Genomic DNA, 23,265 nt, shown 5'->3' with positions numbered 1-23,265 from the left:
CGGCCACGAACGACCCGCGGTCCGCGACGGACGGGACCCGGCGGGCGCTCACGCCCCCCAGCCGGCCTGCTCCCCGCCGACCCGCTCCGCCACGATCTTCTCGGCCCACCCGGACCGCCGGTAGGCGCAGAGGGGGTCGGGGTCGAGCCCCATCTCCTCCCGCACCTCACGAAGCAGCGGGCGCACGTCCGTGTTGTACGCGTCCATCAGCACGGCGTTGGCCTCGAGCACGTCGCCGCGGGCCTGTGCCCCGGCCAGCGCCGGCCGGTCGACCAGCAGCGCCTTCGCCGTGGCCTCCTGGACGTTCATCACCGAACGGATGATCGCCGGGATCTTCGCCTCGATGTTGTGGCACTGGTCGAGCATGAACGCGACCCCGGGCGTCAGCCCGCCCCCGCGCACCACCTCGTACATGATCCGGAACAGCTGGAAGGGGTCGGCGGAGCCCACCATCAGGTCGTCGTCCGCGTAGAACCGCGAGTTGAAGTCGAACCCGCCGAGCCTGCCCTCCCGCAGCAGGGTCGCCACGATGAACTCGATGTTGGTGCCCGGGGCGTGGTGGCCGGTGTCGACCACCACCTGCGCCTGCGGGCCCAGCTTCAGGCAGTGCGCGTACGCCGTGCCCCAGTCCGGCACGTCCGTCGTGTAGAACGCCGGCTCGAAGAGCTTGTACTCCAGCAGCATCCGCTGTCCCTCGCCGAGCCGTCCGTAGACCTCCGCGAGCCCTTCGGAGAGCCGGTCCTGCCGCTCCCGGATGTCGTCCTGCCCGGGATAGTTCGTGCCGTCGGCGAACCACAGCTTCAGGTCCTTGGAGCCGGTCGCGTCCATGATGTCGACGCACTCCAGCAGGTGGTCGACGGCCTTCCTGCGCACGGCGGCGTCCGGGTGGCAGATGCTGCCGAGCCGGTAGTCGTCGTCCTGGAAGGTGTTGGAGTTGATCGCGCCGAGCTTCACGCCGCGGTCCTCCGCGTGCTCGGCCAGCGCCGCGTAGTCGTCGACCCTGTCCCACGGGATGTGCAGCGCCACGGTGGGCGCGACCCCCGTGAACTCGTGCACCTTGGCGGCGTCGTCCAGCTTCTCCTGCGGGGTGCGCGGGACACCCTCCTGCGCGAACACCTTGAACCGGGTCCCGGAATTCCCGTACGCCCACGACGGCGTCTCGACGGCCTGTGTCTTGAGGGCGGCCTTCGCCGCGGCGAGCTCGGTCACGTCGGACTCCTGTGACATCGGGTCGTAACGACCACAGAGTGAAACGATTCAGAACGGGAAGGTATGGGCCTCCCGAAGGGGTGTCAACCCCTTCGGTCAGGTCCGCCCTCTGTGATCAGGGCGTGACCTGAAGCTGTCGAAATATTTTCGACCAGGACCCATTGACGTGACATGTGTCGCGCGCCTAACGTCCCGGCAATCCAGTTGAAACCTTTCACGACGTCGCGAGGCATACCCGACGGCGTCGTCGAGGAGCCCTCATGACCCACCCGTCCGACACGGGTCCGGCCCCGGTCCTCGCGCTCAGGGACATCTCCAAGTCCTTCGGCGCGGTCCGCGCCCTGCGGGACGTCTCCCTGGAGCTGTTCCCCGGGGAGGTGCACGCCCTCGCCGGCGAGAACGGAGCCGGCAAATCGACCCTCATCAAGACGCTCGCCGGAGTGCACCGGCCGGACGCCGGCCAGGTGCTGCTCGACGGCGCGCCCGTGGTCTTCCACGGCCCCGGCGACGCCCGCGACGCCGGCATCGCCGTGATCTACCAGGAGCCCACGCTCTTCCCCGACCTGTCGATCGCCGAGAACATCTTCATGGGCCGGCAGCCCCGGCGCGCCCTCGGCCGGATCGACCACAAGGCCACGCACGGGGCCACCGCCGCCCTGATGCGGCGGCTCGGCGTGGAACTCGACCCCGACCGCCCGGCCCGCGGTCTGTCCATCGCCGACCAGCAGATCGTCGAGATCGCCAAGGCGCTCTCCTTCGACGCCCGCGTCCTGATCATGGACGAGCCGACCGCCGCCCTCACCGGCAGCGAGGTCGCCCGCCTCTTCGGCGTCGTGCGCACCCTGCGCGAACAGGGCGCCGCGGTGCTGTTCATCTCCCACCGGCTGGAGGAGATCTTCGAGATCTGCGAGCGGGTCACCACCCTGCGCGACGGCGCCTGGATCGCCGGCGAACCGCTCGCCGGGATGACCGAGGACGACCTGGTGCGCCGCATGGTCGGACGCGACCTGGAGGAGCTCTACCCCAAGCAGGACGTGAGCCCGGGCGAGGTGGCCCTGAGCGTGCGCCGGCTCACCCGGGAGGGCGTCTTCACCGACGTCTCCTTCGAGGTGCGGCGCGGCGAGATCGTCGGCCTGGCCGGGCTCGTCGGCGCCGGGCGCACCGAGGTGGCCCGCGCCGTGTTCGGCATCGACCGCTGGGACGCCGGCGAGGTCGAGGTCGACGGGCGCGTCCTCACCAACGGCGCCCCGTCCACCGCCATGGCCGCGGGCCTCGCCCTGGTCCCCGAGGACCGGCGCGCCCAGGGCCTGGTGATGGACATGTCCATCGAGCGCAACATCGGGCTCACCGGACTCCGCAGCACCGTGAGGGCCGGCCTGATGGACCGCGGCGCCGAGCGCGACCGCTCCCTGGACTGGGCGGTCAAGCTCCAGGTCAAGTACGCCCGCATCGCCGACACGGTGAACACCCTGTCGGGCGGCAACCAGCAGAAGGTCGTCCTCGCCAAGTGGCTCGCCACCGGGCCGAAGGTGCTGATCGTGGACGAACCCACGCGCGGTATCGACGTCGGCACCAAGGCCGAGGTGCACCGGCTGCTGTCCCAGCTGGCCGCCGACGGCGTCGCCATCCTGATGATCTCCTCCGACCTACCCGAGATCCTCGGCATGGCCGACCGCGTGCTGGTGATGCACGAGGGCCGGCTCACCGCCGAGATCTCCCGTACCGACGCCACCGAGGAAACCGTGATGGCCGCAGCCACGGGGAGGGCCGCCGCATGACGGTCGCCGCTCCCGAAGAAGCCCCCGTCGCCCGGGCGCCGAAGGCCGGCGCCACCCGGCTGGTGGACCGCGTCTTCAAGATGCGCGAACTCGCCATCCTGGCCGTCTTCCTGGTGATGATCGCCGTCACCCAGGCCGGCAACAGCGAGTTCCTGTCCGAACAGGGCATCAAGGACCTGCTGCTGAACGCGACCATCCTGGTCCTGGTCGCCACCGGCCAGTCCCTGGTCGTCATCACCCGCAACGTCGACCTGTCGGTCGGTTCCACCCTCGGCATCAGCGCCTTCGCCGCCGGCACCTACCTCCAGGGCGGCGGGAACCCGGTCGTCGCCATCGCCCTGGCCGTCCTGCTCGGCATCGGATTCGGCCTGCTCAACGGACTGCTCGTCAGCCTCGGCCAGGTGCCCGCGCTCGTCGTCACCCTCGGCACGCTCTACATCATCCGCGGCATCGACTCCATCTGGGTCGGCTCCCGCCAGATCACCGCGGCCGACCTCCCCGGCGGATTCGTCGACTTCGGCTCCGGCGGCATCTCGGCCGTGCCCTACCTGGCCCTCATCGCGCTCGCGGTGCTCGTGGCCACGGCGTACTACCTGAAGCACTTCGGCAGCGGGCGCGAGCTGTACGCGCTCGGCTCCAACCCGGAGGCCGCCCGGCTCGCCGGCATCCCCGTGCGCAAGCGGATCCTCGCCGCGTACACCTTCTGCGGCGCCCTCGCGGGCCTCGCCGGCGCGCTGTACCTGGCCCGGTTCGGCAACGTCGACTCCGGCACCGGCAACGGCTACGAACTCACCGTCGTCAGCGCGGTCGTGGTCGGCGGCGTGGTCTTCACCGGAGGCTCCGGCAGCGTCTACGGCGCGGCCCTCGGCGCGTTGCTGCTGACCTCCGTCAACAGCGTGCTGCCCGCCCTCGGCGTCAGCTCCGTCTGGGTGCTCGCCATCAACGGCATCCTGCTCATCCTCGCCATCGCGGTCGACCGGATCGTCGCGCTGCGCGTGGCCTCCGCCCTGAAGAAGAGGAACGCCCGCCATGCCTGAGTCCCCCACGCGTGCGAGCCGCTGGTCCGCCTCGTCGAGGTGGGACACGGCCGTCGGCGCCCTGCTCGTCGTGGTCCTGCTGCTGTCGTTCACCACGGTCGACGGCTTCGGCAACGCGCTCAACCTGTCGTTCCTCATCGGCAACACCCTGCCGATCGCCCTGATCGCGCTGCCCATGACACTGCTCGTGGTCTCCGGCGAGATCGACCTGTCCGTGGCCTCCACGGCCGGCCTGTCCGGCGCGGTGATGGGCGCCCTGTGGAACCAGGGCATGACCATCGAGGCGATCATCCCGATCTGCCTGCTGCTGGGGGTGGTCTGCGGCCTGGTCAACGGTCTGCTCGTGACCCGGCTCGGACTGCCGTCCCTCGCCGTCACCATCGGCACCCTCGCCGCCTACCGGGGCATCGCGCAGATCGTGCTCGGCTCCGACGCGGTGACCGACTTCCCCGTCCAGTACCTGGACTTCGCCGCCGGACGCATCGGCGACACCTTCGTCCCGTACGCGCTCCTGCCCTTCCTGGTGCTGCTCGCGATCGCCGTGGTCGCCCTGCACGCCACCCCGTTCGGGCGGTCGCTGTTCGCGATCGGCGCCAGCGAGGAGGCCGCCCGGTTCGCGGGCATCCGCGTCAGGCGGCAGAAGCTGATCCTGTTCACCCTGACCGGCCTGATGGCCTCCCTCACCGGCGTCTTCTGGGCCCTGCACTACGCCAGCGCCCGCTACGACAACGCCACCGGCCTCGAACTGTCCGTCGTGGCGGCCGTACTGCTCGGCGGCATCGACTTCGACGGCGGCAAGGGCACCCTGGGCGGCGCGATCGCGGGCGTCTTCCTGCTCGGCGCCCTGCAGAACGTGATGAGCCTGCAGGACGTCTCCGCGCAGTCGCAGATCGTCGTCACCGGTGTGCTCCTGGTGCTGTCCGTGCTCGGACCGCGCGTCGCCCGGCAGATCGCCGTCGCGCGGGCCGGTCGCCGGGCGGCCGCGCCACCACCGGTCACCAAGACCCCCGCCCCCACCCCCTGACCCCTTCTCGCCCTCCAAAGGAACCCACCATGCGCAAGGCATCCATCCGCCGTACCTGCGCGGCCCTCGCCGCCGTCACCTCGCTCGCCCTGGCCGCCACCGCCTGCGGCGGCACCACCAAGGAGGACGTGAAGAGCGAGGGCGGCGGCGCGGCGGCCTCGGCCGGCAAGGCCGACCCGAACGCGGCGACCAAGAAGGGCCTGACCGTCGGCTTCCTGCCGAAGCAGGTCAACAACCCCTACTTCACCACCGCCGACAAGGGCGGCGAGAAGGCCGTGAAGGAACTGGGCTCCACCTACAAGGAGGTCGGCCCGTCCAGCGCCACCGACACCGCCGGCCAGGTGTCCTACGTCAACACGCTCACCCAGCAGCAGGTCGACGCCATGGCCGTCTCCGCGCAGGACCCCGGCGCCCTGTGCACCGCGCTGAAGCAGGCGATGAAGAACGGCATCAAGGTCGTCACCTACGACTCCGACACCACCGCCGACTGCCGCAACGCCTTCGTCTCGCAGGCGTCCGCCGAGGACCTGGGCCGCACCGAGGTGCAGCTGCTCGCCGAACAGCTCGACTACAAGGGCGAGTTCGCGATCCTGTCCGCCGCGCAGACCGCGACCAACCAGAACACCTGGATCGAGTTCATGAAGGACGAGCTCGAGGATCCCAAGTACAAGGACATGAAGCTGGTCAAGGTCGCCTACGGCAACGACGACGCCCAGCAGTCCTTCCAGCAGACCCAGGGCCTGCTCCAGGAGCACCCGAACCTGAAGGGGATCATCTCCCCGACCACCGTCGGCATCAAGGCCGCCGCCCAGTACCTGTCCGGCTCCAAGTACAAGGGCAAGGTCAAGCTGACCGGCCTCGGCACCCCCAACGACATGCGCAAGTACGTCAAGAACGGCACCGTCGAGGCGTTCGAGCTCTGGGACCCGGCCAAGCTCGGCGAGCTGGCCGCCCGCACCGCGATCGCCCTGTCCTCCGGCCAGATCTCCGGCAAGGAGGGCGAGACGTTCACCGCCGGCGCGATGGGCGAGTACACCATCGGCAAGGACGGCGTGATCAGCCTCGGCAAGCCCACCGTGTTCAACGCCGGCAACATCGACCAGTTCAACTTCTGACCCCACCCGGCAGTCGAGGAGCGGTACTCCATGCAACGCGTCTGTTTCCTGCTCAAGGTCCGCCAGGACAGGATCGCCGAGTACCGCGAACGCCATGCCGCCGTGTGGCCCGGGATGCGCGAGGCGCTCTCGGCCACCGGCTGGCACAACTACTCCCTCTTCCTGCGCGACGACGGCCTGCTCGTCGGCTACCTGGAGACCGAGGACTTCGAGGCCGCCAGGGCCGGCATGGAGGCCACCGAGGTCAACGCCCGCTGGCAGGCCGAGATGGCCCCCTTCTTCGAGTCCCTCGACGGCTCCCGGCCCGACGCGGCGATGACACCGCTGACCGAGGTCTTCCACCTCGCCTGACGAAGGAGCCCGAGATGGGACGAGGCACTCCGCCGACCGGAGCGCTCCCCGGCACCACGGCGGCCCCCGCCCTCGCCTCCGGCACGGCGCGGGCCGCCCCCGGCCCGTCGGTCACCCGCACCGGCCGCACCACCCCCGACGGCCGGACCGTCCTCTTCCTGTCCCACGACGGCCCGGCCGGCAACGACTCCTTCCGGAGGAACGGCCCGCTGACCCACCGGGGCCACCAGCACGCCGCCTGGTGCACCGCCTGGTCCACCGCCGGCCGGGGCGCCGTCGTCGGGGGACACGCGTCGCCCGGGACGGGGTGCCGCCGGTGACGCACCAGGAGAAGTCCAGCGGTACGACGGCCCCGCCCCCGCGCGCCGTCGGCTTCCGGCTGCCCGCCTGACCAAGACCGTTCCGGGGTGGCCGTGCCGGTAGTGTGATGGCCCCCCGGCCACCCCCCGTCTCCCTGGAGGTCCCTGCCCGATGGCCCAGTCGGTGGGTATCAAGGACGTCGCCCGCGCCGCCGGAGTCTCCGTCGGCACGGTCTCCAACGTGATCAACCGCCCGGACACGGTCGCCGCCGAGACCCGGGCCCGGGTGCTGTCCGCCATAGCCCGGCTCGGCTACGTCCGCAGCGAGTCGGCGCGTCAGCTGCGCGCGGGCCGCAGCCGCATCATGGGGCTGCTGGTGCTCGACATGGGCAACCCGTTCTTCGTGGACGTCGCGCGCGGTGCCGAGCGCGCCGCGCGTGAGGCCGGGCTCGGCGTGATGGTCTGCAACAGCGCCCAGAACCCGGGCGAGGAGGCCGAGTACCTGTCCCTCTTCGCCGAACAGCGGGTGCGGGGCGTGCTGCTCACCCCGGCGGACGCCACCGGCCGCAACATCGAGGCGTTCCGCCGGCACGGCATCCCCTTCGTCCTGGTCGACCGGGTCGCCGAGGGCACCACCGAGTGCTCGGTCTCCGTGGACGACGTGGCGGGCGGCGCGCTGGCCGTGCGCCACCTCGTCGACGCCGGGCACCGTTCCCTCGCGTACGTCAGCGGTCCGCCCGGACTCAACCAGGTCCGGGACCGCCGCACCGGCGCGCTGAACGCCCTCGCCGAGGCCGGGCTGGGCCCCGACTGCCTGCACGAGCTGCCCACCGAGCGGCTCGACGTGGCCGCCGGACGCGACGCCGGCGCCCGGCTGCTCGGACTCTCCGACCGCCCCACCGCCGTGTTCTGCGCCAACGACCTGCTCGCCCTCGGTGTGCTGCAGGCGATGTACGCGGCCGGCGTCGGGGTCCCCGACGACCTGGCCATCGTCGGTTACGACGACATCGAGTTCGCCGCCGCCGCGGCGGTTCCGCTCACCTCGGTGCGGCAGCCCGCCGTCACCATGGGAGCCCTGGCGGCGGAGCTGCTGCTGGAGGAGACCGAGAGCCAGAGCACGGCCCGGCCGCACGAGCACCGCCGGGTCGTCCTGCGCCCGGAACTGGTGGTCCGGCGCTCCAGCCTCTCCGCCCGCTGACCGGTGTTCCGCGAGAATTTCATGATCCCGGCCTCGTTGGCCGGAGGAACATGTGCTGAACTGGGTCACGGTCCGACAATCCGTTCGTCCCAGGAGCCCCGTTGACCGTCAGCTACCGCCAGCCCGGAGTGGTTCTCACCGACCGCCGGTTCACCGTGCCCCTCGATCACGACCGTCCCTCGGGGGAGACGATCGAGCTGTACGCGCGCGAGGTCGTCGCCGGCGACCGGGCCGACCGGGAACTGCCCTGGCTGCTCTATCTCCAGGGCGGCCCCGGCTTCGGGGCGAACCGTTTCGTCGGAAGGGAGGCCTGGCTCGGGCGGGCGGTGCAGGAGTACCGGGTGCTCCTCCTGGACCAGCGCGGCACCGGCAGCTCCACCCCGGCGAACCGGCAGACCCTCCCGCTGCGCGGCGGCCCCGCCGAACAGGCCGACTACCTCACCCGCTTCCGCGCGGACTCGATCGTGCGGGACTGCGAGGCCATCCGCCCCGAGGTCACCGGCGGCGCCCCCTGGACCGTGCTCGGCCAGAGCTTCGGCGGCTTCTGCACGGTGTCCTATCTGTCCACCGCCCCCGAGGGACTGGACACCGCTCTCGTCACCGGCGGGCTGCCCGCCCTGGACGCGCACGCCGACGACGTCTACCGGGCGGCCTACCCGCGCGTCGAGCGCAAGGTCGCCGCGCACTACGCCCGCTACCCGCAGGACGTCGAACGCGCCCGCCGCATCGCCGACCACCTCCTCACCCACGAGGTCGTCCTCCCCAACGGCTACCGCTTCACCGTCGAGGCGTTCCAGTCCTTCGGCATCATGCTCGGCCGCGGCGACGGCAGTCACCGGCTGCACCACCTCCTGGAGGACGCCTTCGTCCCCACCCCGGGCGGCCCCGCGCTCTCCGACGCCTTCCAGGAGCAGGCACAGGGCCTGCTGTCCTACGCCGGCCACCCGCTGTACGCGCTCGTCCACGAGGCGAGCTACGCCCAGGACGCCCGGCCCACCGCCTGGTCGGCCGAACGCGTGCGGGCCGAGTTCCCCCGGTTCGACGCGGCCAAGGCGCTCGCCGGCGACGAACCGCTGCTGTTCACCGGCGAGACCGTCCACCCGTGGGCGTTCGACTGCGATCCCGCCCTGCGCCCGCTGCGCGAGACCGCCGAACTGCTCGCCGCCCGCACCGACTGGACGCCCCTGTACGACCCGGCGCGCCTGGCCGCCAACGAGGTCCCGGTCGCGGCGGCCGTCTACCACGACGACATGTACGTCGACACGGCCCACTCCCTGGAGACGGCGCGGGCGATCCGCGGCCTGCGCACCTGGGTCACCGACGAGTTCGAGCACGACGGCGTCCGGGCCGGCGGCCCCCGCGTCCTGGACCGGCTGCTCTCCCTGGCCCGGGACGAGGTGTGAGCCGCACCGGCCTCGCGCCGGGGCTCGTCCCGGTGCGAGGCCGGTGCGGCGGTCCCGGTGCGAGGCCGGCGCGGGGGGTTAGTCTGCGGGCATGACCGAGCCGACGATCAGTCAACTCGAGCCCATGCCCGACGACTGGCAGCGCGCCCTGGCCGTGGTCGCCCACCCGGACGACCTCGAGTACGGCTGCTCCGCGGCCATCGCGTCCTGGACCGACGCCGGACGCGAGGTCGTCTACGTCCTGGCCACCCGCGGCGAGGCGGGCATCGACTCACTGGAGCCGGCGCGGTGCGGCCCGCTCCGGGAGCGGGAGCAGCGGGCGAGTGCGGCCGTGGTCGGCGTGTCGCAGGTCGACTTCCTCGACCACCGGGACGGGGTCGTCGAGTACGGCCCCGCGCTGCGCCGGGACATCGCCGCCGCCGTCCGCCGGTACCGGCCCGAACTGGTGATCACCCTGAACCACCGGGACACCTGGGGCGGCACCTCCTGGAACACCCCGGACCACGTGGCCGTCGGCCGGGCCACGCTCGACGCGGCGGGTGACGCCGGCAACCGGTGGATCTTCCCCGAACCGGCCGGGCGCGGCCTCGAGCCCTGGGACGGAGTCCGCTGGGTGGCGGTCGCCGGCTCCAGCACCCCGACGCACGCCGTGGACGCGACGGACGGGCTGGAGCGGGCGGTGCGCTCCCTGCTCGAACACCGTTCCTACATCGAGGCGTTGACGGACGAGGACCCGGAGGCCTACGCCCGCGGCTTCCTCACGCGGACCGCGCAGGAGGCGGGACGGCGGTTCGGGGGCCGGCCCGCGGTCGCCTTCGAGCTGTTCCCCCGGTGAGCCCCGTGGACGACGACGGGGAACTGCTGGCGCGGCGCTTCGAGGAGCACCGCGGACATCTTCAGGCGGTCGCCTACCGCATGCTCGGCTCGCTGTCCGAGGCGGAGGACGCCGTCCAGGAGGCCTGGCTGAGGCTGGGCCGCACCGGCGCCGGCGGGATCGGCAACCTCGGCGGCTGGCTGACCACCGTGACCGGCCGGATCTGTCTGGACCTGCTGCGCTCCCGCACCGCGCGCCGCGAGCAGCCGTTGGACGAGACCTTCGTCCCGGACCCGGTGATCCGGCCCCTCTCCCGGGCGGACCCGGAACAGCATGCGCTGCACGCCGACTCGGTGGGCGTGGCCCTGCTGGTGGTGCTGGAGCGGCTGGAGCCGGACGAGCGGCTCGCGTTCGTGCTGCACGACATGTTCGCCGTGCCCTTCGACGACATCGCCCCGGTCGTGGGGCGCGGCACGGCCGCGACCCGCCAGCTCGCCGGCCGGGCCCGCCGCCGGGTGCGGGACGCGACCCCCTCGTCCGATCCCGACCCCCGCCGGCAGAAGCAGGCACTCGACGCCTTCATGGCCGCCGCGCGCGGCGGCGACTTCGAGGCGCTGGTCGCCGTCCTCCATCCCGACGTGGTGCTGCGGGCCGACGCGGGGGCGCTGGTCCGCGGCGTGGCGGGGTCCAGGACGCTGCGGGGCGCGAAGACGGTGGCCGAGTCCGCGCTCATGTTCGCCCGGTACACCGCGGCGGCCCGCATGGTCCTGGTCAACGACGCGCCGGGCCTGCTCAGTGTGGTGGACGGCCACATCCGATCGGTCATGTCCGTCACCGTCACCGACGGCCGCATCACCGGCCTCTACATCCTGGCCGACCCCGACCGGCTCGGACGTCTGGAGGTGCCGGCCGAGGAGGGGTGAGCGGAACCACGGGGGCCGGCCGGAGACCCGGGCCGGCCCGGGTCACCCGCGGGTCCGCGGGGCGGGCAGTGCGCGGCGGCGGGGGAGCGGGCGGATCCCGGCCGCGCCCGCCGAGGATCCCGAGTGCGGCCCCCGGGGCGTGGGCACCCGTCTCGCCGTGCGCGGCCGGCGTCCTCCACCGCGGCCCGGAGCCGGGGCGTGAGCGGGTGCGCGACCTGTGCGCGCACGTCCTGCTGGGCGTGCCCGCGCCTGGAAGACCTCGCAGAGACCACGTCACCCGGTTGGCGCGCGCCCCGATCTTCGGTAAGTTAGGCAAGGCTTACCTAAGAGGAGGTTCGGGATGGGTGACGACACGCACGGCTGGACGGCCGCGCCCGGCGCGGCGGAGCGGGCCCGCTCGGTGCTCGCCGCGGCATGGTCCTGCGCGGTGACCGCGGAGGGTACCCGGGAGGAGTTCGTCGGCGCCCACCGCGTGACCGACGACGGACGGGTACTGCTGGACGTGCCCGAGGACAGCGCCCTGCTCGCCGCCGCGATCTGCGCGCCCCGCGGAGAGCCGTCCGCCGTGCTGGAGTTCGCCGACGTCGCGCCCGTTCCCGTGCGCAGCCGGATCCGGGCCCGGCTGTGGCTCGCCGGCTGGTTCTCCGTCCGGGACGGCCACCTCGTCCTCCGGCCCACGCGCGTGGTGCTCCGGCAGCCGTCCGGCGCCGTGGTCGTCGACGTCGAGGACTTCGCCGCCGCCGCGCCCGACCCGCTCGCCACCGCCGAGGCCCGGCTGCTGACCCACCTCGCCGACCGCCACGCCGACGCGGTCGAACGGCTGACCCGGCTGGTCGACGCCGGCAGCCTGCACGGCGCGGTCCGCGTCCAGCCGCTCGCCGTCGACCGGCACGGGCTGACCCTGCGCGTCGAACGCGTCCGCACCGGCGGCGACGTGCGCCTGCCGTTCCACGCGCCCGCCGACGACGTGGCCACACTCACCGAACGCATGCATGTGCTGCTCTCCCGGGCGAGCGCCGCCTCCTGCCCCCGGGCGCTACAGCGGCAGCGCGCAGACGGCGACGGGTGAGGCGAACGGCTCGCCCGCCGACCGCAGTTCACCGCTGTCCCGGTCCACCTCGAACACGCTGACGGTGCCGGACCGCTGGTTCGCCGCGAACAGCAGCGCCCCGTCGGGGGAGAAGGCGATCTGGCGCGGGAAGTCACCGCCGACCGGCACGGTGTCCAGCAGCCTCAGCCGCGCGCCGTCCGCTTCGACGGCATAACGGGTGAGGCTGTTGTGACCGCGGTTGGCGAGGTAGGCGTACCGGCCGTTCCCGGTGACGAGGATCTGCGCCGGGTAACTGGTGCCCGCGCCCGTGCCCGTGGACTGCGCCGCGCCGATGCTCAGACGCCCCGAGGCGGGATCGTACGCGCACACCGCCACGGTGTTGTCGAGCTCGTTGGCGAGATAGGCGTACCGCCCCCCGGGATGGAAGGTGAGATGACGCGGTCCGGCACCGGGACGGGTGCTCGCCCGCGACGTCTCGGTGAGCGTGCCGGCCCCGGCGTCGAGACGGTAGCTGTAGACCGTGTCCGTGCCCAGATCGACGGCGAGGACATGGCCCCCGTCCGGACTGGTGATGAACTGGTGGGCGTGGGGGCCCTGTTGCCCGGGGCCCGGTGGCGGATCGGAGTGCGTGACCAGCTCGGTGCGCGCCCCGAGCGCCCCCGAGGCGTCGATGGGGTGCACCGCGACGCTGCCGGAGCCGTAGTTCGCGCTCAGCAGGTGGCGTCCGTCCGGGTGCACCGACAGATGACACGGACCCGCGCCGCCGGTGTCCCGGCTGCCCAGGACCGTGCGGTCGGACAGGCGGACGGCGGTCACCGCGCCCTCCTCGCGCTCGTTCACCGCGTACAGCGTCCGGCCGTCCGGATGCACCGCCAGATACGACGGATCGCCGACGCCGGTGAGCGTGCCCGTGCCGGTGATCCGTCCCGTCACGGGGTCGTACCCGGCCAGTCCGATGCCCTTGCCGCCGCCGTCGGCCGAGGTGTAGGTGCCCAGGTAGAGGGGGCGCGGCCCGGACGGACCACTGCTCCCGCGCGCCGCTTCGGTGCTCGTCCCGGGGGCCCGCGGGGACGACGCGTCCCCCCGTGGCGGAGTGTCCTCGCACGCCGGGAGCGCCACCGCGGCGGCCGCCCCCGTGAGGGCGCCGACGAAACGGCGCCTGCCCCAGTCAACCCTGCTCATCCACGCCCCTCGAGGTCGTCGCTCGTCACCGCGGCCACAGCCACCATGGCGCCGGTCACCCGGAGCGCGCAAGCGCCGCGGCGGCCACCGGTCGCCGTCGTGGACGGGACCGCGCCCCGCGGGCCGCCGCGACCGGTCCGTCGGCGGCCGGCCGCGGCCCCGTCACGTCACCGGCCGGGGCGTGCGCGCCCTCGTCCGGCCGGGTCACCCGGGACGACGGGGCACGGCGCGACGGACGCGGCGCGCCCGCTCCCGGAGCCTGCCGATCCGCGGCATCCGTTCGCGCTGCTCGCGGGTGTGCAGGTCCAGCTCCTCCAGCAGCCGGCGCGAACGGTGCTCGGTGTCCATCTCGTCCAGGATGCGGTTGACCTCGGTCAGCACCGCGCCGTGCAACTGCCACTGCCGGGCGTCCCGCTGCACCCCCTCCAGCAGCAGTCGCGCCAGCTTGTCGCGGGTCGCGGCGGCCTGCCGCAGTTCCGAGGCGAGCCGCTCCTCCGCCGACTCGGCGCTCGTGCTCGCACTGGTGGTCACCAGCACCGAGAAACTGACCACGGCGTCGGCGATCTCGGACAGCAGCTGCTCCAGAGCGGCGCCCGTCTCCGGCTCGAACAGCGGCTCCGACTCGCGTTCCTTGGCGAGGTCGGTCAGGGTGCGCGCCAGCACCCGCAGAACGACCGTGCAGATCTCCAGGGTGTCCAGACCCGTGCGCAGCACCACCCGGTGCAGCAGGCCCTCCCGCACCCTCGGATTGAGCCGCAGGCTGTCCTCCGCCTGCCTGAGGGCCGCGTCCACCTCCACGATCTCGTGGTCGAGGCGGCGGGCCTCGTGCAGCCGGGCCGCCGCGTGGTGCACGGGAGTGCGGACCGCCGCCTGCTCACCGATGCGCAGCATCAACTGCCGTACCCGGCGCGCCATTCCCTCGATCGACTCGCCGGCCTCCTCCACCCACACCGGCGGCGCCAGCAGCAGATTGAAGCCGAGCCCGACGATCGCGCCGATCAGCGTCTCCAGGATCCGCGCCCAGGCCGTGTCCCCGACGGTGGTCACCCCGAGCACCAGCATCGCGCTGATCGCCACCTCGGGCACGAACTCGTGCACACGGACGACGTGCCCGACGACCAGGGAGGCCAGGATGAGCAGGCCCAGACTCCACCAGGTCAGACCCACCAGGAGGCTGAAGGCGATGGCGACGACGACCCCGGCCACCACGGAGTTCACCCGGCGCACGCCGGTGGTGAGCGTGGAGTACAGGGTCACCTGGACGACGAGCAGCGCGGTCAGGGGCGCGGTGAGCGGGGCGCTCTCCGGACTCAGCCGCAGCGCGATGACGTAGGCGATCGTCGCCGCGGCGGCCGACCGCACGGTCTGTACGGCCACCGGGTCCCGGTGTCGTTTGACGAACTGCAGGGCTGGGGCCGTCCACTCACGTACCTCTCGCATCCTCGGACGGTTTCCCCTCACCCGGCGCATCGAACGTGTCCAGGAGCGACGGTAGTCCGCCGAGGGACGAACCGGGACGTCCGGCGCCCGGGAGCGGACCGGCCTAGAGCTTGCCGAGGAAGGCGAACAGGTTGCCCCGGGTGCGGGCGATCTGCTCCTCCAGGGTCAGGCTCTCCTCGAAGCGGGTGCCGGTCTCCGGGACCTTCCTGCCCCGCAGGTAGAGGGAACAGGCGAGGTCGGTGCACATGTAGGCGCCCACCGAGTTGCCCTCCCGGCCGGCCGTGCCCGCCCTGCGCGCGGTCATCAGCGAGACGCCGCCGCGCGGATGGGTCGTCAGGCACAGGGAGCACATGCTGCGGTGCAGGAATCCGCGCCGGGCGGGCTGGAAGCGCATGGCCACCCCGACGAGGCGGTCCGCGCGCTCGACGACGAGATAGCTGCGGTCCGGTGCGCCCGGATCCCGCCAGCCCAGGAAGTCGAGGTCGTCCCAGGGGCGTTCCTCCAGGTCACGGGGGACGGCCAGCCGCTTGGCCTCACCCTTCGAGCAGTTGATGAACGCGTCGCGGATGTCCCGCTCGGTGAGTGCTCTCATGAGGTGTTCTCCTGGCCCGGACTTTCGAAACCCGGGGGGTCTGGGTCTCCGGCTCAGGGTAGGAAGCGGGCGGCCGAGGAGGCGAGTTCTTTTCCCGGGCGCCGTACCCCAGCCGGTTCCGTACCCTGTACCGCAGTCGCCGGGGGGAGGGGTGGACACGGTGGGGGACTCCTGGGAGCGGGCCCGGCGGGTGCTCTCGCGGGCGGGGCTGCCGCCCGACGCCCTCGCGCGGGTGCGACCGCTGGGCGGGGGCACCTACAACACCGTGGAGGAACTCGTCCTGGACGACGGGAGCCGCTACGTGCTCAAGATCCCGCCCGCGTCCGCCGTCCCCGGCCTCCGCCACGAGCGGCGTCTCGTCGTCTCCGAGGCCGAGTTCTGCGCGGGTGCCGCCGCGGCGGGCGTCCCGGCGCCGCGCGTGGTGTCCGTCGACGGCGACACCGGCGCACCGCATCTGCTGATGACCGCCTGTCCGGGCGTGCCCTGGACGGAGGCGGCGCCCTCCGACGGGGAGCGGACGGCACTGCGCACGGAGCTCGGCCGTCAGGTGGCCCGGCTGCACCGGGTGACCGGGCCCGGGTTCGGCCACCCGTCCGGTGCCCTCGGCCCGCTCGCCCCCGACTGGCGGACGGCGTTCACCGCGATGACCGACGCCGTGCTCGCCGACGCCCGGCACTACGGCGTCCGGCTGCCCCGCCCGGCCGGCGAGGTGGCCGCCGCGATCCGTACCGCCGCCCCCGCGCTCGAGGAGGTCACCGAGCCGGCGCTGGTCCACTTCGATCTGTGGCCGGGCAACATCCTGGTCGACCGCCCGGCGGCGGGCCGGGCCCGGATCGGCGGGCTCGTCGACGGCGAGCGCATGGTCTGGGGCGACCCGCTCGCCGACTTCGTCTCCCTGGCGCTGCTCGGCGACATCAGGCAGGACGAGGCGTTCCTCGCCGGATACGGGGAGGCCGGGGGCCGCGCGGAGTTCGGCACGGGCGCCCGCCTCCGCCTCGCCCTCTACCGCGCCCACCTCTACCTGATCATGGTCACCGAGACGGTTCCGCGGGCGGTCGGGGAGGAGCACGGGCGCTGGGTCCGGGACGCGGTCGTCCCGGAGCTGGGGGCCGCGCTCGAGGAGATCGACGCCCTCTGTTAGTTCACATCATGAAATAAGGGTGGGGAAAAGTCGCGCCGAGCCGGTTCCCGGCGGTATGTTGCAGGTCGGGCAGGGTATCGGAAGGAGCCACATGGCGGCGCGGAACGGGCGCACGGTGCGCGACCTCAGGCGGGCCAACCGCACGGCCGTGCTGCAACGGCTGTACTTCGACGGCCCGCTCAGCCGCTTCGAACTCGGCCCCGCCACCGGGCTGAGCTCCGGCTCCGTGAGCAATGTCGTCGCCGACCTGATCGCCGACGGCCTGGTCGAGGAGGCCGGCAGCGTCGACTCCGACGGCGGCCGCCCCCGCACCCTGCTGCGGGTGGCACCGGTCAGCGGTCACATGATCGGCGTCGACGTGGGGGAGACCCGGGTGCGCGTCGAACTGTTCGACCTGACCCTCACCGAGCTCGCCCGCGCGGAGCTCCCCTTGGAGCAGCAGGGCTACGAGGTCGACGTCATCGTCGACCACATCCGCTCCGGCATCGACGAGGTGCTCGCCACCGCCGGCCTGGCCCCCCAACGGCTCCTCGGCGTCGGCATCGGTGTCCCCGGCATCGTCGAGCGCACCCCCGACCGGGGCGCCGTGGTGCACGGTCAGACCATCGGCTGGGACGCGATCCCCCTGGAGTCCCTGCTGCGCACCGGCTCCCCGCTGCCCGCCACGGTGCCGTACTTCATCGACAACGGCGCCAAGACCCTCGGGCAGGCCGAGATGTGGTTCGGCGCCGGACGCGGCGCCCGCAACGCCCTCGTGGTCCTCTTCGGCTCCGGCGTCGGCGCCTGTCTGGTCACGCCCGAGGCGGAACACGGCCGGGCGGTCGAATGGGGACACCTGACCGTGCGGGTCCGGGGACGCCGCTGCCGCTGCGGCGCGCTCGGCTGTCTGGAGGCGTACGCGGGCGCCGAGTCGCTGCTCGCCCGGTGGGGCGAGGAGGGCGGCCGGGTGCCCGGGGGCACCGACGAGGAGACGGCACTGACCACGATGCTGGCCGCCGCCTACCCGGCCGACGACACCCCCGCCGACCCGGTCGCGCTCGCGGTCCTGGAGGAGACCGCCGAGTACCTCGGCGCCGGCCTGTCCGATCTGATCAACCTCTTCCAGCCGGAACGCATCCTCATGGGCGGCTGGGCCGGTCTCCAGCTCGGCTCCCGCTTCCTGCCCGCCGTGCGCAAGCACGCCCTGTCGTACGCGCTGCGCCACCCGGCCGAGAACGTGACGATCGAACTGGGCCGCCTCGGTCCCGACGCGGTCACCGTCGGCGCCGCGATCCTGCCGCTCGCCGACTTCTTCACCCGCGGCGGGCGGCGCCCCGATCCGGACCCGCAGTCCCCGCCGCCGGCCTGGCACACGGCGCTCCAGGACCGCGTCCCGCGCTGAGACGGGGTGCCCGCGTCACCCGGAGGGCTCGTCCGGCACGGGCTGTCCCGGGGTGCCGGACGCCGAGTGCGGGGCGCCCTGCCGGCCGGTGCCGGCCTCGTCCGTGTCGGGGACGTCGGGCCCGGACCCGCCGGCTTCGGCGGAGTCGTCCGGCCCGGCCGGCTCGGCGCGCTCGCCCGACCCGGCCGGCACGGTCCGCTCCTCCGGCCCGCGGGCCCCGTCCTCGCCGTCCTCGCCGTCCTTGCCGTCCTTGCTCTCCCGCTCCGCGGCCGCGGGCGCGACCTCCCAGGGGTCCTCGTCGGCGCCGGCCTGCTGGTCGGGCAGGTCCCGGGGAATGCCGGCGCCGTTCTCACCGGGTCCTTCGAGGCGGTGGTCGGTCACGTCGCTCTCCCTTCGTTCGTACGCGGGCCCCCGCGAGTACCACCCCGGGGGCCGGCGAAACGTGGAGCTCAGCCCACCTTGTGCCCCCGCATCGGCTCCGTGGGTTCCCCGGCGCCCTCCCGCATGCCCAGCAGGAACTCCTCCACCACCTGCGTCGCCGTGCGCACCGGACGCCAGCCGAGCTCCACGCGGGCACGCGTGCAGTCCATCAGCGGCAGCCTCAGCACGGCGTCGAACAGGTGCGGGGAGGCGGGCAGCAGGCGCAGCCCCCAGGCGGCGGCGACCGCCGACCGGGCCGCCGTACGCGGCAGCCGCACCCGGCGGGTCCCCAGCATCTCCCCGAGCAGCTCCGCGTCCACGGGCGGCTCGGCCGCGAGGTTGAAGGCACCCCGGGCGTCGGCGGACAGCACGGCCAGCCGGTAGGCGTGGGCGGCGTCGTCGGTGTGCAGCGCCTGCACCCGCAGTCCCGGGATGTCGGGCAGGAAGGGCAGCAGATCGGGCCGCGCCAGCGGTCCCGGAAGGAAACGGCCCCCGAAGATGCGGCGCTGCTCGCTCGCCGACGTCCGCTTGAACAGGAACGCGGGGCGCATCCTCACCACCCGCGTCTGCGGATGGTCCCGCTCGAAGGTGTCCAGGGCCCGCTCGAGGTAGGCCTTCTCCCGGCAGTACGCGGCGTCCGGCCAGCCGTGCGTCGGCCACGACTCGGTCACCGCCCCGCTCCCCGGACCCGGCGAGTACGCCCCGACCGACGAGGCGTGCACCAGCGTCGGCACCCCCGCCTCGGCTACCGCGTCGAACACCCGCATGCTGCCGAGCACATTGGTGCGCCAGGTGCTCGCCGGGTCGTGCGTCGGCTGGAACGCCCAGGCCAGGTGGACGACCGCGTCCGCGTCGGCGAACTCCCCGGCGAGGTCCGACCGGTCCGAGGCGAGATCCACCGCCGACCACTCGGTCTTCGGCGGCGACCACTCGGGGAGCCGCCGGGCCAGGCCCCGCACGGAGCCGACCTCCGGTTCCTCCGACAGCACCCGCACCACACTGGTCCCGACATTGCCGGTGGCGCCCGTGACGACGACCCTCATGCCCGCTGCGCTGCTCACCTTCCGCTCCTCTCGGCCACACCCTTCGCGGAGCGGGCCGAGTACCCCCCGGACGAGGACGTTCACGTCCGCTCCGGGCCGTCCGCTCCGGGTCGGCCCCCCGGGCGGGAGCACGCCGGGGCGGTGACAGCGGAAAGCCCCGGCCGTGACGGGGGAATCACGGCCGGGGCGGCACGGTGGTGGGCGTGGACGGCGGTCACCTCTCGGCGAAAGGCTCCACAGGGCTTCAGCCGGACGATCGTCCCTGTGGGCGGATGATGAGGCCCGGGGACACTGTCCCATCCGCACCCACGCTCTGTTCAACGGACAACCACCGCTGGCTGTTCCGTTTTCAGCGAGTGGTGGGCGTGATGTGTGTCACCGGCACGCGTCACGTGCCCGGTGGTCGTCATCGTCCCGTGCGCCGGGGTCGAGGTCGGCCCAGAGGTTCTCGGCCTGGAGCAGCAGCGTGCCCAGGACGGTCGTCCGCGCGGCACCCTGTCCGGCGTGCTCCCGCAGCCCGTCCTGCAGCCTGGTGTGCAGGTCCCGCATCACCCGGTCGGTCCGCTCGTCCAGCAGCGGGTCCGTGCGCGCACCGGCGTCCAGCAGCCGGTCCGCCTCCGCGCGGCAGGTGTCGCCGATCAGCTCCAGCAGCTCCGCGTAACAGCGCAGCACCTCCGCGTCCGGCGCGGCGGGCGTGCGGTCCTCGTCGGCGGCCACCGCCAGCGTGCGGGTCAGCGCCGTGACATGCCCGGTGACGCGCGCGAACCGCTCGTCCTCCTCCTCCGGCGGAACGGCCCCGGCCGGCACCCGGTGCAGGGCGCGCAGGACGCCCGAGGTCAGGCGCAGGCTCTCCTTGCTCCAGCCGCGGGCCGAGCGCAGGGCCTCCACGCGTCTCCCCAGGCGTACCGACGCGTCCAGCCGGCGGGCGGCGGTCTGCGCGTCCCACTCGCCCTCGCGCAGATCCCCGGCGACCGCGCGCAGCACCTCGCCCGTCTCCCGGGCGAGCGCCGCCAGGTTCTTCCGTACGTCCCGCAGATGGACCGGAGGCAGGACGAGCGCGTTCACGGCGACACCGATGACCGCGCCGAGCGCCGCCTGCCCCAGCCGGTGCCCGACGGCGACCGCGCTCACCGTACCGGTGGCGATGGTGAACACCGCCGTGGTGGCGGCGTAGATGCCCTGGTCGCCGAAGCGCGGCCAGTTCGACAGCAGCACCAGCACCGGGACCGACAGGGCGAGGGCGCCCGTCGTGTCGCCGGTGACCGCCTGCGCCCCCGACGCCACCAGGGCCCCGATGCACATGGCGGTGAACTGCCGCGCCCCCTGGACCAGCGAACTGTAGACGGTGGCCTGCACCAGGACGAGCGCCACCCAGGGCGCCATCAGGGCCATCGGGTCGCCGAGCCAGACCTGTGCCACCAGCCAGGCCAGCAGCGCCGCCGCGGCCGCCTTCAACGACTGGACCAGCAGCTCCCGCTCCCGCCCCGGCCCCCGCCACACGGCCCGCGCCGCCCGGCCGAAGGATCTCGCGTCCCGCCGTGCGGCATCCCGTACCCGTGCCGCCGAGACCGCCCGCCCCACCGTGTGCCCCTCTCGTGGTTCTTCCCTCATACGCGCCATGTGACGCGGATGTCCTGGTGCCGTGCCATGTGCCGTGGATGTCCCGGTAGTGCCCTGCCGGGTGCCACCGGGAGCTCATGCCAGGGGACTCTCCGCCAGCGACGCCAGGAGACGGGCCGGGTCGTCGTAGACCACGTCCGCGCCTGCCCCCTCCAGATCGGCGCGCGGGATACCGCCGCACAGCACGCCCACGCAGCGCACGCCGGCCCTGCTGCCCGCCTGCATGTCCCACACCGTGTCACCGACGAACACGGCCCGCTCCGCGGGCACCCCGGCCAGCTCCAGGGCGTGCTCGACCGGTTCGGGGGAGGGCTTGCCCTCCTCGACGTCGTCGGCGCTCGCCGTCGCGGCGATCGCCTCGTCCGCGTCGATCGCGCGGCGCAGCGCGCCCAGCTCGGCGCCCCCGGCCGAGGTGGCCAGCACCACCGTCCAGCCGTCCCGGTGCAGCCGCTTCAGCAGTCGGCCGGCGTCCGGCAGCGCGGGCAGCCGGTCGAAGTACTGTCCGTACAGCGCCTTGTGCGCGGCGCTCAGTTCCGCGTCGCGTCCGGTGTCCCGGTCCTCGCCCAGCAGATGGGCGACCAGATCGGAGGAGGGCAGGCCCACGGCCCGGTGGACGGCGTGCATCGGCACCCGGTGGCCCGCTTGCCGCAACGCCTCCCACCAGGCCGTCACATGCAGGTGGTTGGTGTCGACCAGAGTGCCGTCGACGTCGAACACGGCCGCCCGTTCCATACGCGGTTCCCTCCGTCTCCTCGTGGGCGGTCCGGGTACCACCTCAGCCGTCCGCCACTCCGGCGGGCACCTTCCGGTCCCTGACCCGCGCCGGCAGCGCCTCCCGGGGCCAGGTGGTGACGACCCGCTCGGGCGGCACCCCGCCCTCCTGTGCCCGGGCGCGCCCGGGGACCCGCCGGTCCGGTCCCGGCCCGGCGCCGGGGACCGCTCCAGCGCCGTTCCAGCGCCTCCACGGGATCCGTCGCGCGGCGGAAGCCGGGGTTGGCCGGGCGCGCACCGGGGTACTGCGATGCGTCATCGCGTTCCGCACGCCGGATGCCCGGCGTTCCGACAGGAGGTCACCCATGTCCCAGCCCACCACCACCGGCGGCAAGGCCGCCGTGATCACCGGCGCCGACTCCGGCATCGGCCGGGCCACCGCCGTACGCCTGGCCGCCGCGGGCATGGACGTCGGCATCACCTGGCACAGCGACCGCGAGGGCGCCGAGGAGACGGCACAGGAGGTCAGGGCGCACGGGCGGCGGGCCGAGGTGGCCCGGATGGACCTCACCCGGCTGCCCGGCGCCGCGGACACGGTCGACGAGCTGCGCGACCGTCTGGGCCGGATCGACGTCCTGGTCAACAACGCGGGCACGGGCACCATGACGTCCTTCCTCGACCTGGAGCCCGAGAAGGTCCGCGAAGTGCTCGACGTCGATCTCCTGGGTCCGTTCCTGTGCGGGCAGAAGGCGGCGCGGCACATGATCCGGCAGGGCGGCGGGGGCCGCATCGTCAACGTGACGTCCGTGCACGAGCACCAGCCGCGGGTGGGTGCCGCGCCGTACTGCGCCGCCAAGGGGGGTCTGGGACTGCTCACCCAGGTGATGGCGCTGGAGCTCGCCGAACACGGCATCACCGTCAACGCGGTCGCCCCGGGCGAGATCGCCACACCGATGACCGGCCAGGAGGACACCGATCCGCACACCGAGAGCCGTCCCGGCATTCCGCTCGGGCGGCCCGGCGACGCCCGTGAGGTCGCCGCGGTGATCGCCTTCCTGGCCGGACCCGACGCCTCCTACGTGACCGGCGCCTCCTGGAGCGTGGACGGCGGAATGCTGCGGATGGGGCCCCAGGCGGGGTCGCACCTGGCGAGCGACGACTGGCGGCGGCCCTGAACGGAAGCGGCCCGGGGGCGTCCAGGACGCCCCATTCGCCCTGTTTGGGCTCTACCCTCGAAGGCATGACCGAAAGCGCGAGCCCGTACATGTCGCACCCGCGGATCATGGTGCTCGGGGTACAGCCCGGGGCCCCGCCGTTCCGCATCGTGGAGATCGACGGACAGGTGGTCGGCGCGGCCAGGACCGTCACCGACGTGCTGCACGCCGCCGCCGCGTTCGGGATCACGATCCACGACCTGGACGACCCGGACGTGATCCGCTGGGTGGGCGGGGACAAGCTGACCTGGACGGTACGCGGGGCCCATCGGCGGCGGCGGCACGAGAGCGAGCGTCCCTGAGACCACGCGCCCCGGGC

The 23,265-nt window shown here is 73.5% G+C and carries 23 protein-coding genes; 15 read left to right on the top strand and 8 right to left on the bottom strand.

What is annotated here, in order from left to right; all coding sequences use genetic code 11:
• Nucleotides 1-48 precede the first annotated feature (48 nt).
• Nucleotides 49-1,209: an L-rhamnose isomerase gene (gene rhaI / locus ACF07S_RS25500; protein WP_391963229.1), complete on the bottom strand. Its 1,161-nt coding sequence runs from the start codon at nt 1,207-1,209 to the stop codon at nt 49-51.
• A gap of 260 nt (nt 1,210-1,469) precedes the next feature.
• On the opposite strand from rhaI, the gene ACF07S_RS25495 reads away from it, so the two are divergent.
• The 11 genes from ACF07S_RS25495 to ACF07S_RS25445 all read left to right on the top strand — a co-directional run bounded on the left by ACF07S_RS25495 (nt 1,470) and on the right by ACF07S_RS25445 (nt 12,220).
• Nucleotides 1,470-2,987, top strand: coding sequence for a sugar ABC transporter ATP-binding protein (locus ACF07S_RS25495; RefSeq protein ID WP_391963228.1), 1,518 nt, complete (start codon nt 1,470-1,472; stop codon nt 2,985-2,987).
• Nucleotides 2,984-4,024, top strand: coding sequence for an ABC transporter permease (locus ACF07S_RS25490; protein ID WP_391963227.1), 1,041 nt, complete (start codon nt 2,984-2,986; stop codon nt 4,022-4,024). The genes ACF07S_RS25495 and ACF07S_RS25490 overlap by 4 nt, the downstream gene beginning before the upstream one ends.
• On the top strand, nt 4,017-5,048 hold the full coding sequence (locus ACF07S_RS25485) for an ABC transporter permease (RefSeq protein ID WP_391963226.1): 1,032 nt from the start codon (nt 4,017-4,019) through the stop codon (nt 5,046-5,048). The genes ACF07S_RS25490 and ACF07S_RS25485 overlap by 8 nt, the downstream gene beginning before the upstream one ends.
• 29 nt (nt 5,049-5,077) lie before the next feature.
• Entirely contained in the window at nt 5,078-6,163 is a 1,086-nt protein-coding gene (rhaS, locus tag ACF07S_RS25480; protein ID WP_391963225.1) for a rhamnose ABC transporter substrate-binding protein, read from the top strand.
• 30 nt (nt 6,164-6,193) lie between these two features.
• Nucleotides 6,194-6,514, top strand: coding sequence for an L-rhamnose mutarotase (locus ACF07S_RS25475; RefSeq protein ID WP_391963224.1), 321 nt, complete (start codon nt 6,194-6,196; stop codon nt 6,512-6,514).
• A gap of 14 nt (nt 6,515-6,528) precedes the next feature.
• Entirely contained in the window at nt 6,529-6,834 is a 306-nt protein-coding gene (locus tag ACF07S_RS25470; protein ID WP_391963223.1) for a hypothetical protein, read from the top strand.
• A 151-nt stretch (nt 6,835-6,985) separates the two neighbouring features.
• On the top strand, nt 6,986-8,011 hold the full coding sequence (locus tag ACF07S_RS25465) for a LacI family DNA-binding transcriptional regulator (RefSeq protein WP_391963222.1): 1,026 nt from the start codon (nt 6,986-6,988) through the stop codon (nt 8,009-8,011).
• 101 nt (nt 8,012-8,112) lie between these two features.
• Entirely contained in the window at nt 8,113-9,414 is a 1,302-nt protein-coding gene (locus ACF07S_RS25460) for an alpha/beta fold hydrolase (RefSeq protein WP_391963221.1), read from the top strand.
• Between the two features lie 91 nt (nt 9,415-9,505).
• The gene (locus ACF07S_RS25455; RefSeq protein ID WP_391963220.1) at nt 9,506-10,249 is read left to right on the top strand and encodes a PIG-L deacetylase family protein; all 744 of its coding nucleotides are present in this window, start codon (nt 9,506-9,508) and stop codon (nt 10,247-10,249) included.
• Entirely contained in the window at nt 10,246-11,151 is a 906-nt protein-coding gene (locus ACF07S_RS25450) for a sigma factor (protein WP_391963219.1), read from the top strand. The genes ACF07S_RS25455 and ACF07S_RS25450 overlap by 4 nt, the downstream gene beginning before the upstream one ends.
• A gap of 340 nt (nt 11,152-11,491) precedes the next feature.
• Complete coding sequence (locus tag ACF07S_RS25445) at nt 11,492-12,220, top strand: DUF2470 domain-containing protein (RefSeq protein ID WP_391975192.1); 729 nt, start codon at nt 11,492-11,494, stop codon at nt 12,218-12,220.
• On the opposite strand, the gene ACF07S_RS25440 is transcribed toward ACF07S_RS25445, so the two are convergent.
• The 3 genes from ACF07S_RS25440 to ACF07S_RS25430 form a co-directional block, all read right to left on the bottom strand.
• A complete protein-coding gene (locus ACF07S_RS25440) occupies nt 12,188-13,384 on the bottom strand; it encodes a lactonase family protein (RefSeq protein ID WP_391963217.1) in 1,197 nt (398 codons plus the stop codon). The genes ACF07S_RS25445 and ACF07S_RS25440 overlap by 33 nt on opposite strands.
• 204 nt (nt 13,385-13,588) lie before the next feature.
• Nucleotides 13,589-14,824, bottom strand: a complete 1,236-nt coding sequence (locus ACF07S_RS25435; protein WP_391963216.1) for an aromatic acid exporter family protein — start codon at nt 14,822-14,824, stop codon at nt 13,589-13,591.
• A gap of 103 nt (nt 14,825-14,927) precedes the next feature.
• Nucleotides 14,928-15,416, bottom strand: a complete 489-nt coding sequence (locus tag ACF07S_RS25430) for an FBP domain-containing protein (protein ID WP_391963215.1) — start codon at nt 15,414-15,416, stop codon at nt 14,928-14,930.
• 160 nt (nt 15,417-15,576) lie between these two features.
• On the opposite strand from ACF07S_RS25430, the gene ACF07S_RS25425 reads away from it, so the two are divergent.
• Both ACF07S_RS25425 and ACF07S_RS25420 read left to right on the top strand, forming a co-directional pair.
• Nucleotides 15,577-16,557, top strand: a complete 981-nt coding sequence (locus ACF07S_RS25425; protein WP_391963487.1) for a phosphotransferase family protein — start codon at nt 15,577-15,579, stop codon at nt 16,555-16,557.
• 91 nt (nt 16,558-16,648) lie between these two features.
• Nucleotides 16,649-17,938 (top strand): ROK family protein, encoded by a 1,290-nt coding sequence (locus tag ACF07S_RS25420; RefSeq protein ID WP_391975191.1) that lies wholly within the window; start codon nt 16,649-16,651, stop codon nt 17,936-17,938.
• Nucleotides 17,939-17,953: 15 nt separating this feature from the next.
• On the opposite strand, the gene ACF07S_RS25415 is transcribed toward ACF07S_RS25420, so the two are convergent.
• The 4 genes from ACF07S_RS25415 to ACF07S_RS25400 all read right to left on the bottom strand — a co-directional run bounded on the left by ACF07S_RS25415 (nt 17,954) and on the right by ACF07S_RS25400 (nt 21,753).
• A complete protein-coding gene (locus ACF07S_RS25415; RefSeq protein WP_391975190.1) occupies nt 17,954-18,319 on the bottom strand; it encodes a hypothetical protein in 366 nt (121 codons plus the stop codon).
• Nucleotides 18,320-18,387: 68 nt separating this feature from the next.
• Entirely contained in the window at nt 18,388-19,419 is a 1,032-nt protein-coding gene (locus ACF07S_RS25410) for an SDR family oxidoreductase (RefSeq protein ID WP_391963212.1), read from the bottom strand.
• Between the two features lie 357 nt (nt 19,420-19,776).
• Nucleotides 19,777-21,012 carry an aromatic acid exporter family protein gene (locus tag ACF07S_RS25405; RefSeq protein WP_391975189.1) on the bottom strand — a complete coding sequence of 412 codons (1,236 nt, stop codon included), beginning with the start codon at nt 21,010-21,012 and terminating at the stop codon, nt 19,777-19,779.
• An 84-nt stretch (nt 21,013-21,096) separates the two neighbouring features.
• The gene (locus ACF07S_RS25400; RefSeq protein WP_391963210.1) at nt 21,097-21,753 is read right to left on the bottom strand and encodes an HAD family hydrolase; all 657 of its coding nucleotides are present in this window, start codon (nt 21,751-21,753) and stop codon (nt 21,097-21,099) included.
• Between the two features lie 344 nt (nt 21,754-22,097).
• Between ACF07S_RS25400 and ACF07S_RS25395 the strand changes: the two genes are divergently transcribed.
• Together ACF07S_RS25395 and ACF07S_RS25390 are read left to right on the top strand one after the other, a co-directional pair.
• Complete coding sequence (locus ACF07S_RS25395; protein WP_391963209.1) at nt 22,098-22,907, top strand: SDR family oxidoreductase; 810 nt, start codon at nt 22,098-22,100, stop codon at nt 22,905-22,907.
• Nucleotides 22,908-22,972: 65 nt separating this feature from the next.
• On the top strand, nt 22,973-23,248 hold the full coding sequence (locus tag ACF07S_RS25390) for a hypothetical protein (RefSeq protein ID WP_391963208.1): 276 nt from the start codon (nt 22,973-22,975) through the stop codon (nt 23,246-23,248).
• Nucleotides 23,249-23,265: the final 17 nt, after the last annotated feature.

It is taken from the genome of Streptomyces sp. NPDC016640, from assembly GCF_043076215.1.
Classification (GTDB): domain Bacteria; phylum Actinomycetota; class Actinomycetes; order Streptomycetales; family Streptomycetaceae; genus Streptomyces.
Note: the sequence above shows the minus strand (reverse complement) of the source record. Positions and strands in the feature narration are given on the sequence as shown.

Bases quoted from the DNA above. Each gene is read 5' to 3' on its own strand.
- ACF07S_RS25400 (WP_391963210.1), bottom strand. From the start codon at position 21,753: ATGGAACGGGCGGCCGTGTTCGACGTCGACGGCACTCTGGTCGACACC.
- ACF07S_RS25395 (WP_391963209.1), top strand. From the start codon at position 22,098: ATGTCCCAGCCCACCACCACCGGCGGCAAGGCCGCCGTGATCACCGGC.
- rhaS (WP_391963225.1), top strand. From the start codon at position 5,078: ATGCGCAAGGCATCCATCCGCCGTACCTGCGCGGCCCTCGCCGCCGTC.
- ACF07S_RS25470 (WP_391963223.1), top strand. From the start codon at position 6,529: ATGGGACGAGGCACTCCGCCGACCGGAGCGCTCCCCGGCACCACGGCG.
- ACF07S_RS25490 (WP_391963227.1), top strand. From the start codon at position 2,984: ATGACGGTCGCCGCTCCCGAAGAAGCCCCCGTCGCCCGGGCGCCGAAG.
- ACF07S_RS25495 (WP_391963228.1), top strand. From the start codon at position 1,470: ATGACCCACCCGTCCGACACGGGTCCGGCCCCGGTCCTCGCGCTCAGG.
- ACF07S_RS25430 (WP_391963215.1), bottom strand. From the start codon at position 15,416: ATGAGAGCACTCACCGAGCGGGACATCCGCGACGCGTTCATCAACTGC.
- ACF07S_RS25445 (WP_391975192.1), top strand. From the start codon at position 11,492: ATGGGTGACGACACGCACGGCTGGACGGCCGCGCCCGGCGCGGCGGAG.
- ACF07S_RS25405 (WP_391975189.1), bottom strand. From the start codon at position 21,012: ATGAGGGAAGAACCACGAGAGGGGCACACGGTGGGGCGGGCGGTCTCG.
- ACF07S_RS25435 (WP_391963216.1), bottom strand. From the start codon at position 14,824: ATGCGAGAGGTACGTGAGTGGACGGCCCCAGCCCTGCAGTTCGTCAAA.
- ACF07S_RS25465 (WP_391963222.1), top strand. From the start codon at position 6,986: ATGGCCCAGTCGGTGGGTATCAAGGACGTCGCCCGCGCCGCCGGAGTC.
- ACF07S_RS25440 (WP_391963217.1), bottom strand. From the start codon at position 13,384: ATGAGCAGGGTTGACTGGGGCAGGCGCCGTTTCGTCGGCGCCCTCACG.
- ACF07S_RS25455 (WP_391963220.1), top strand. From the start codon at position 9,506: ATGACCGAGCCGACGATCAGTCAACTCGAGCCCATGCCCGACGACTGG.
- ACF07S_RS25420 (WP_391975191.1), top strand. From the start codon at position 16,649: ATGGCGGCGCGGAACGGGCGCACGGTGCGCGACCTCAGGCGGGCCAAC.
- ACF07S_RS25390 (WP_391963208.1), top strand. From the start codon at position 22,973: ATGACCGAAAGCGCGAGCCCGTACATGTCGCACCCGCGGATCATGGTG.
- ACF07S_RS25485 (WP_391963226.1), top strand. From the start codon at position 4,017: ATGCCTGAGTCCCCCACGCGTGCGAGCCGCTGGTCCGCCTCGTCGAGG.
- ACF07S_RS25475 (WP_391963224.1), top strand. From the start codon at position 6,194: ATGCAACGCGTCTGTTTCCTGCTCAAGGTCCGCCAGGACAGGATCGCC.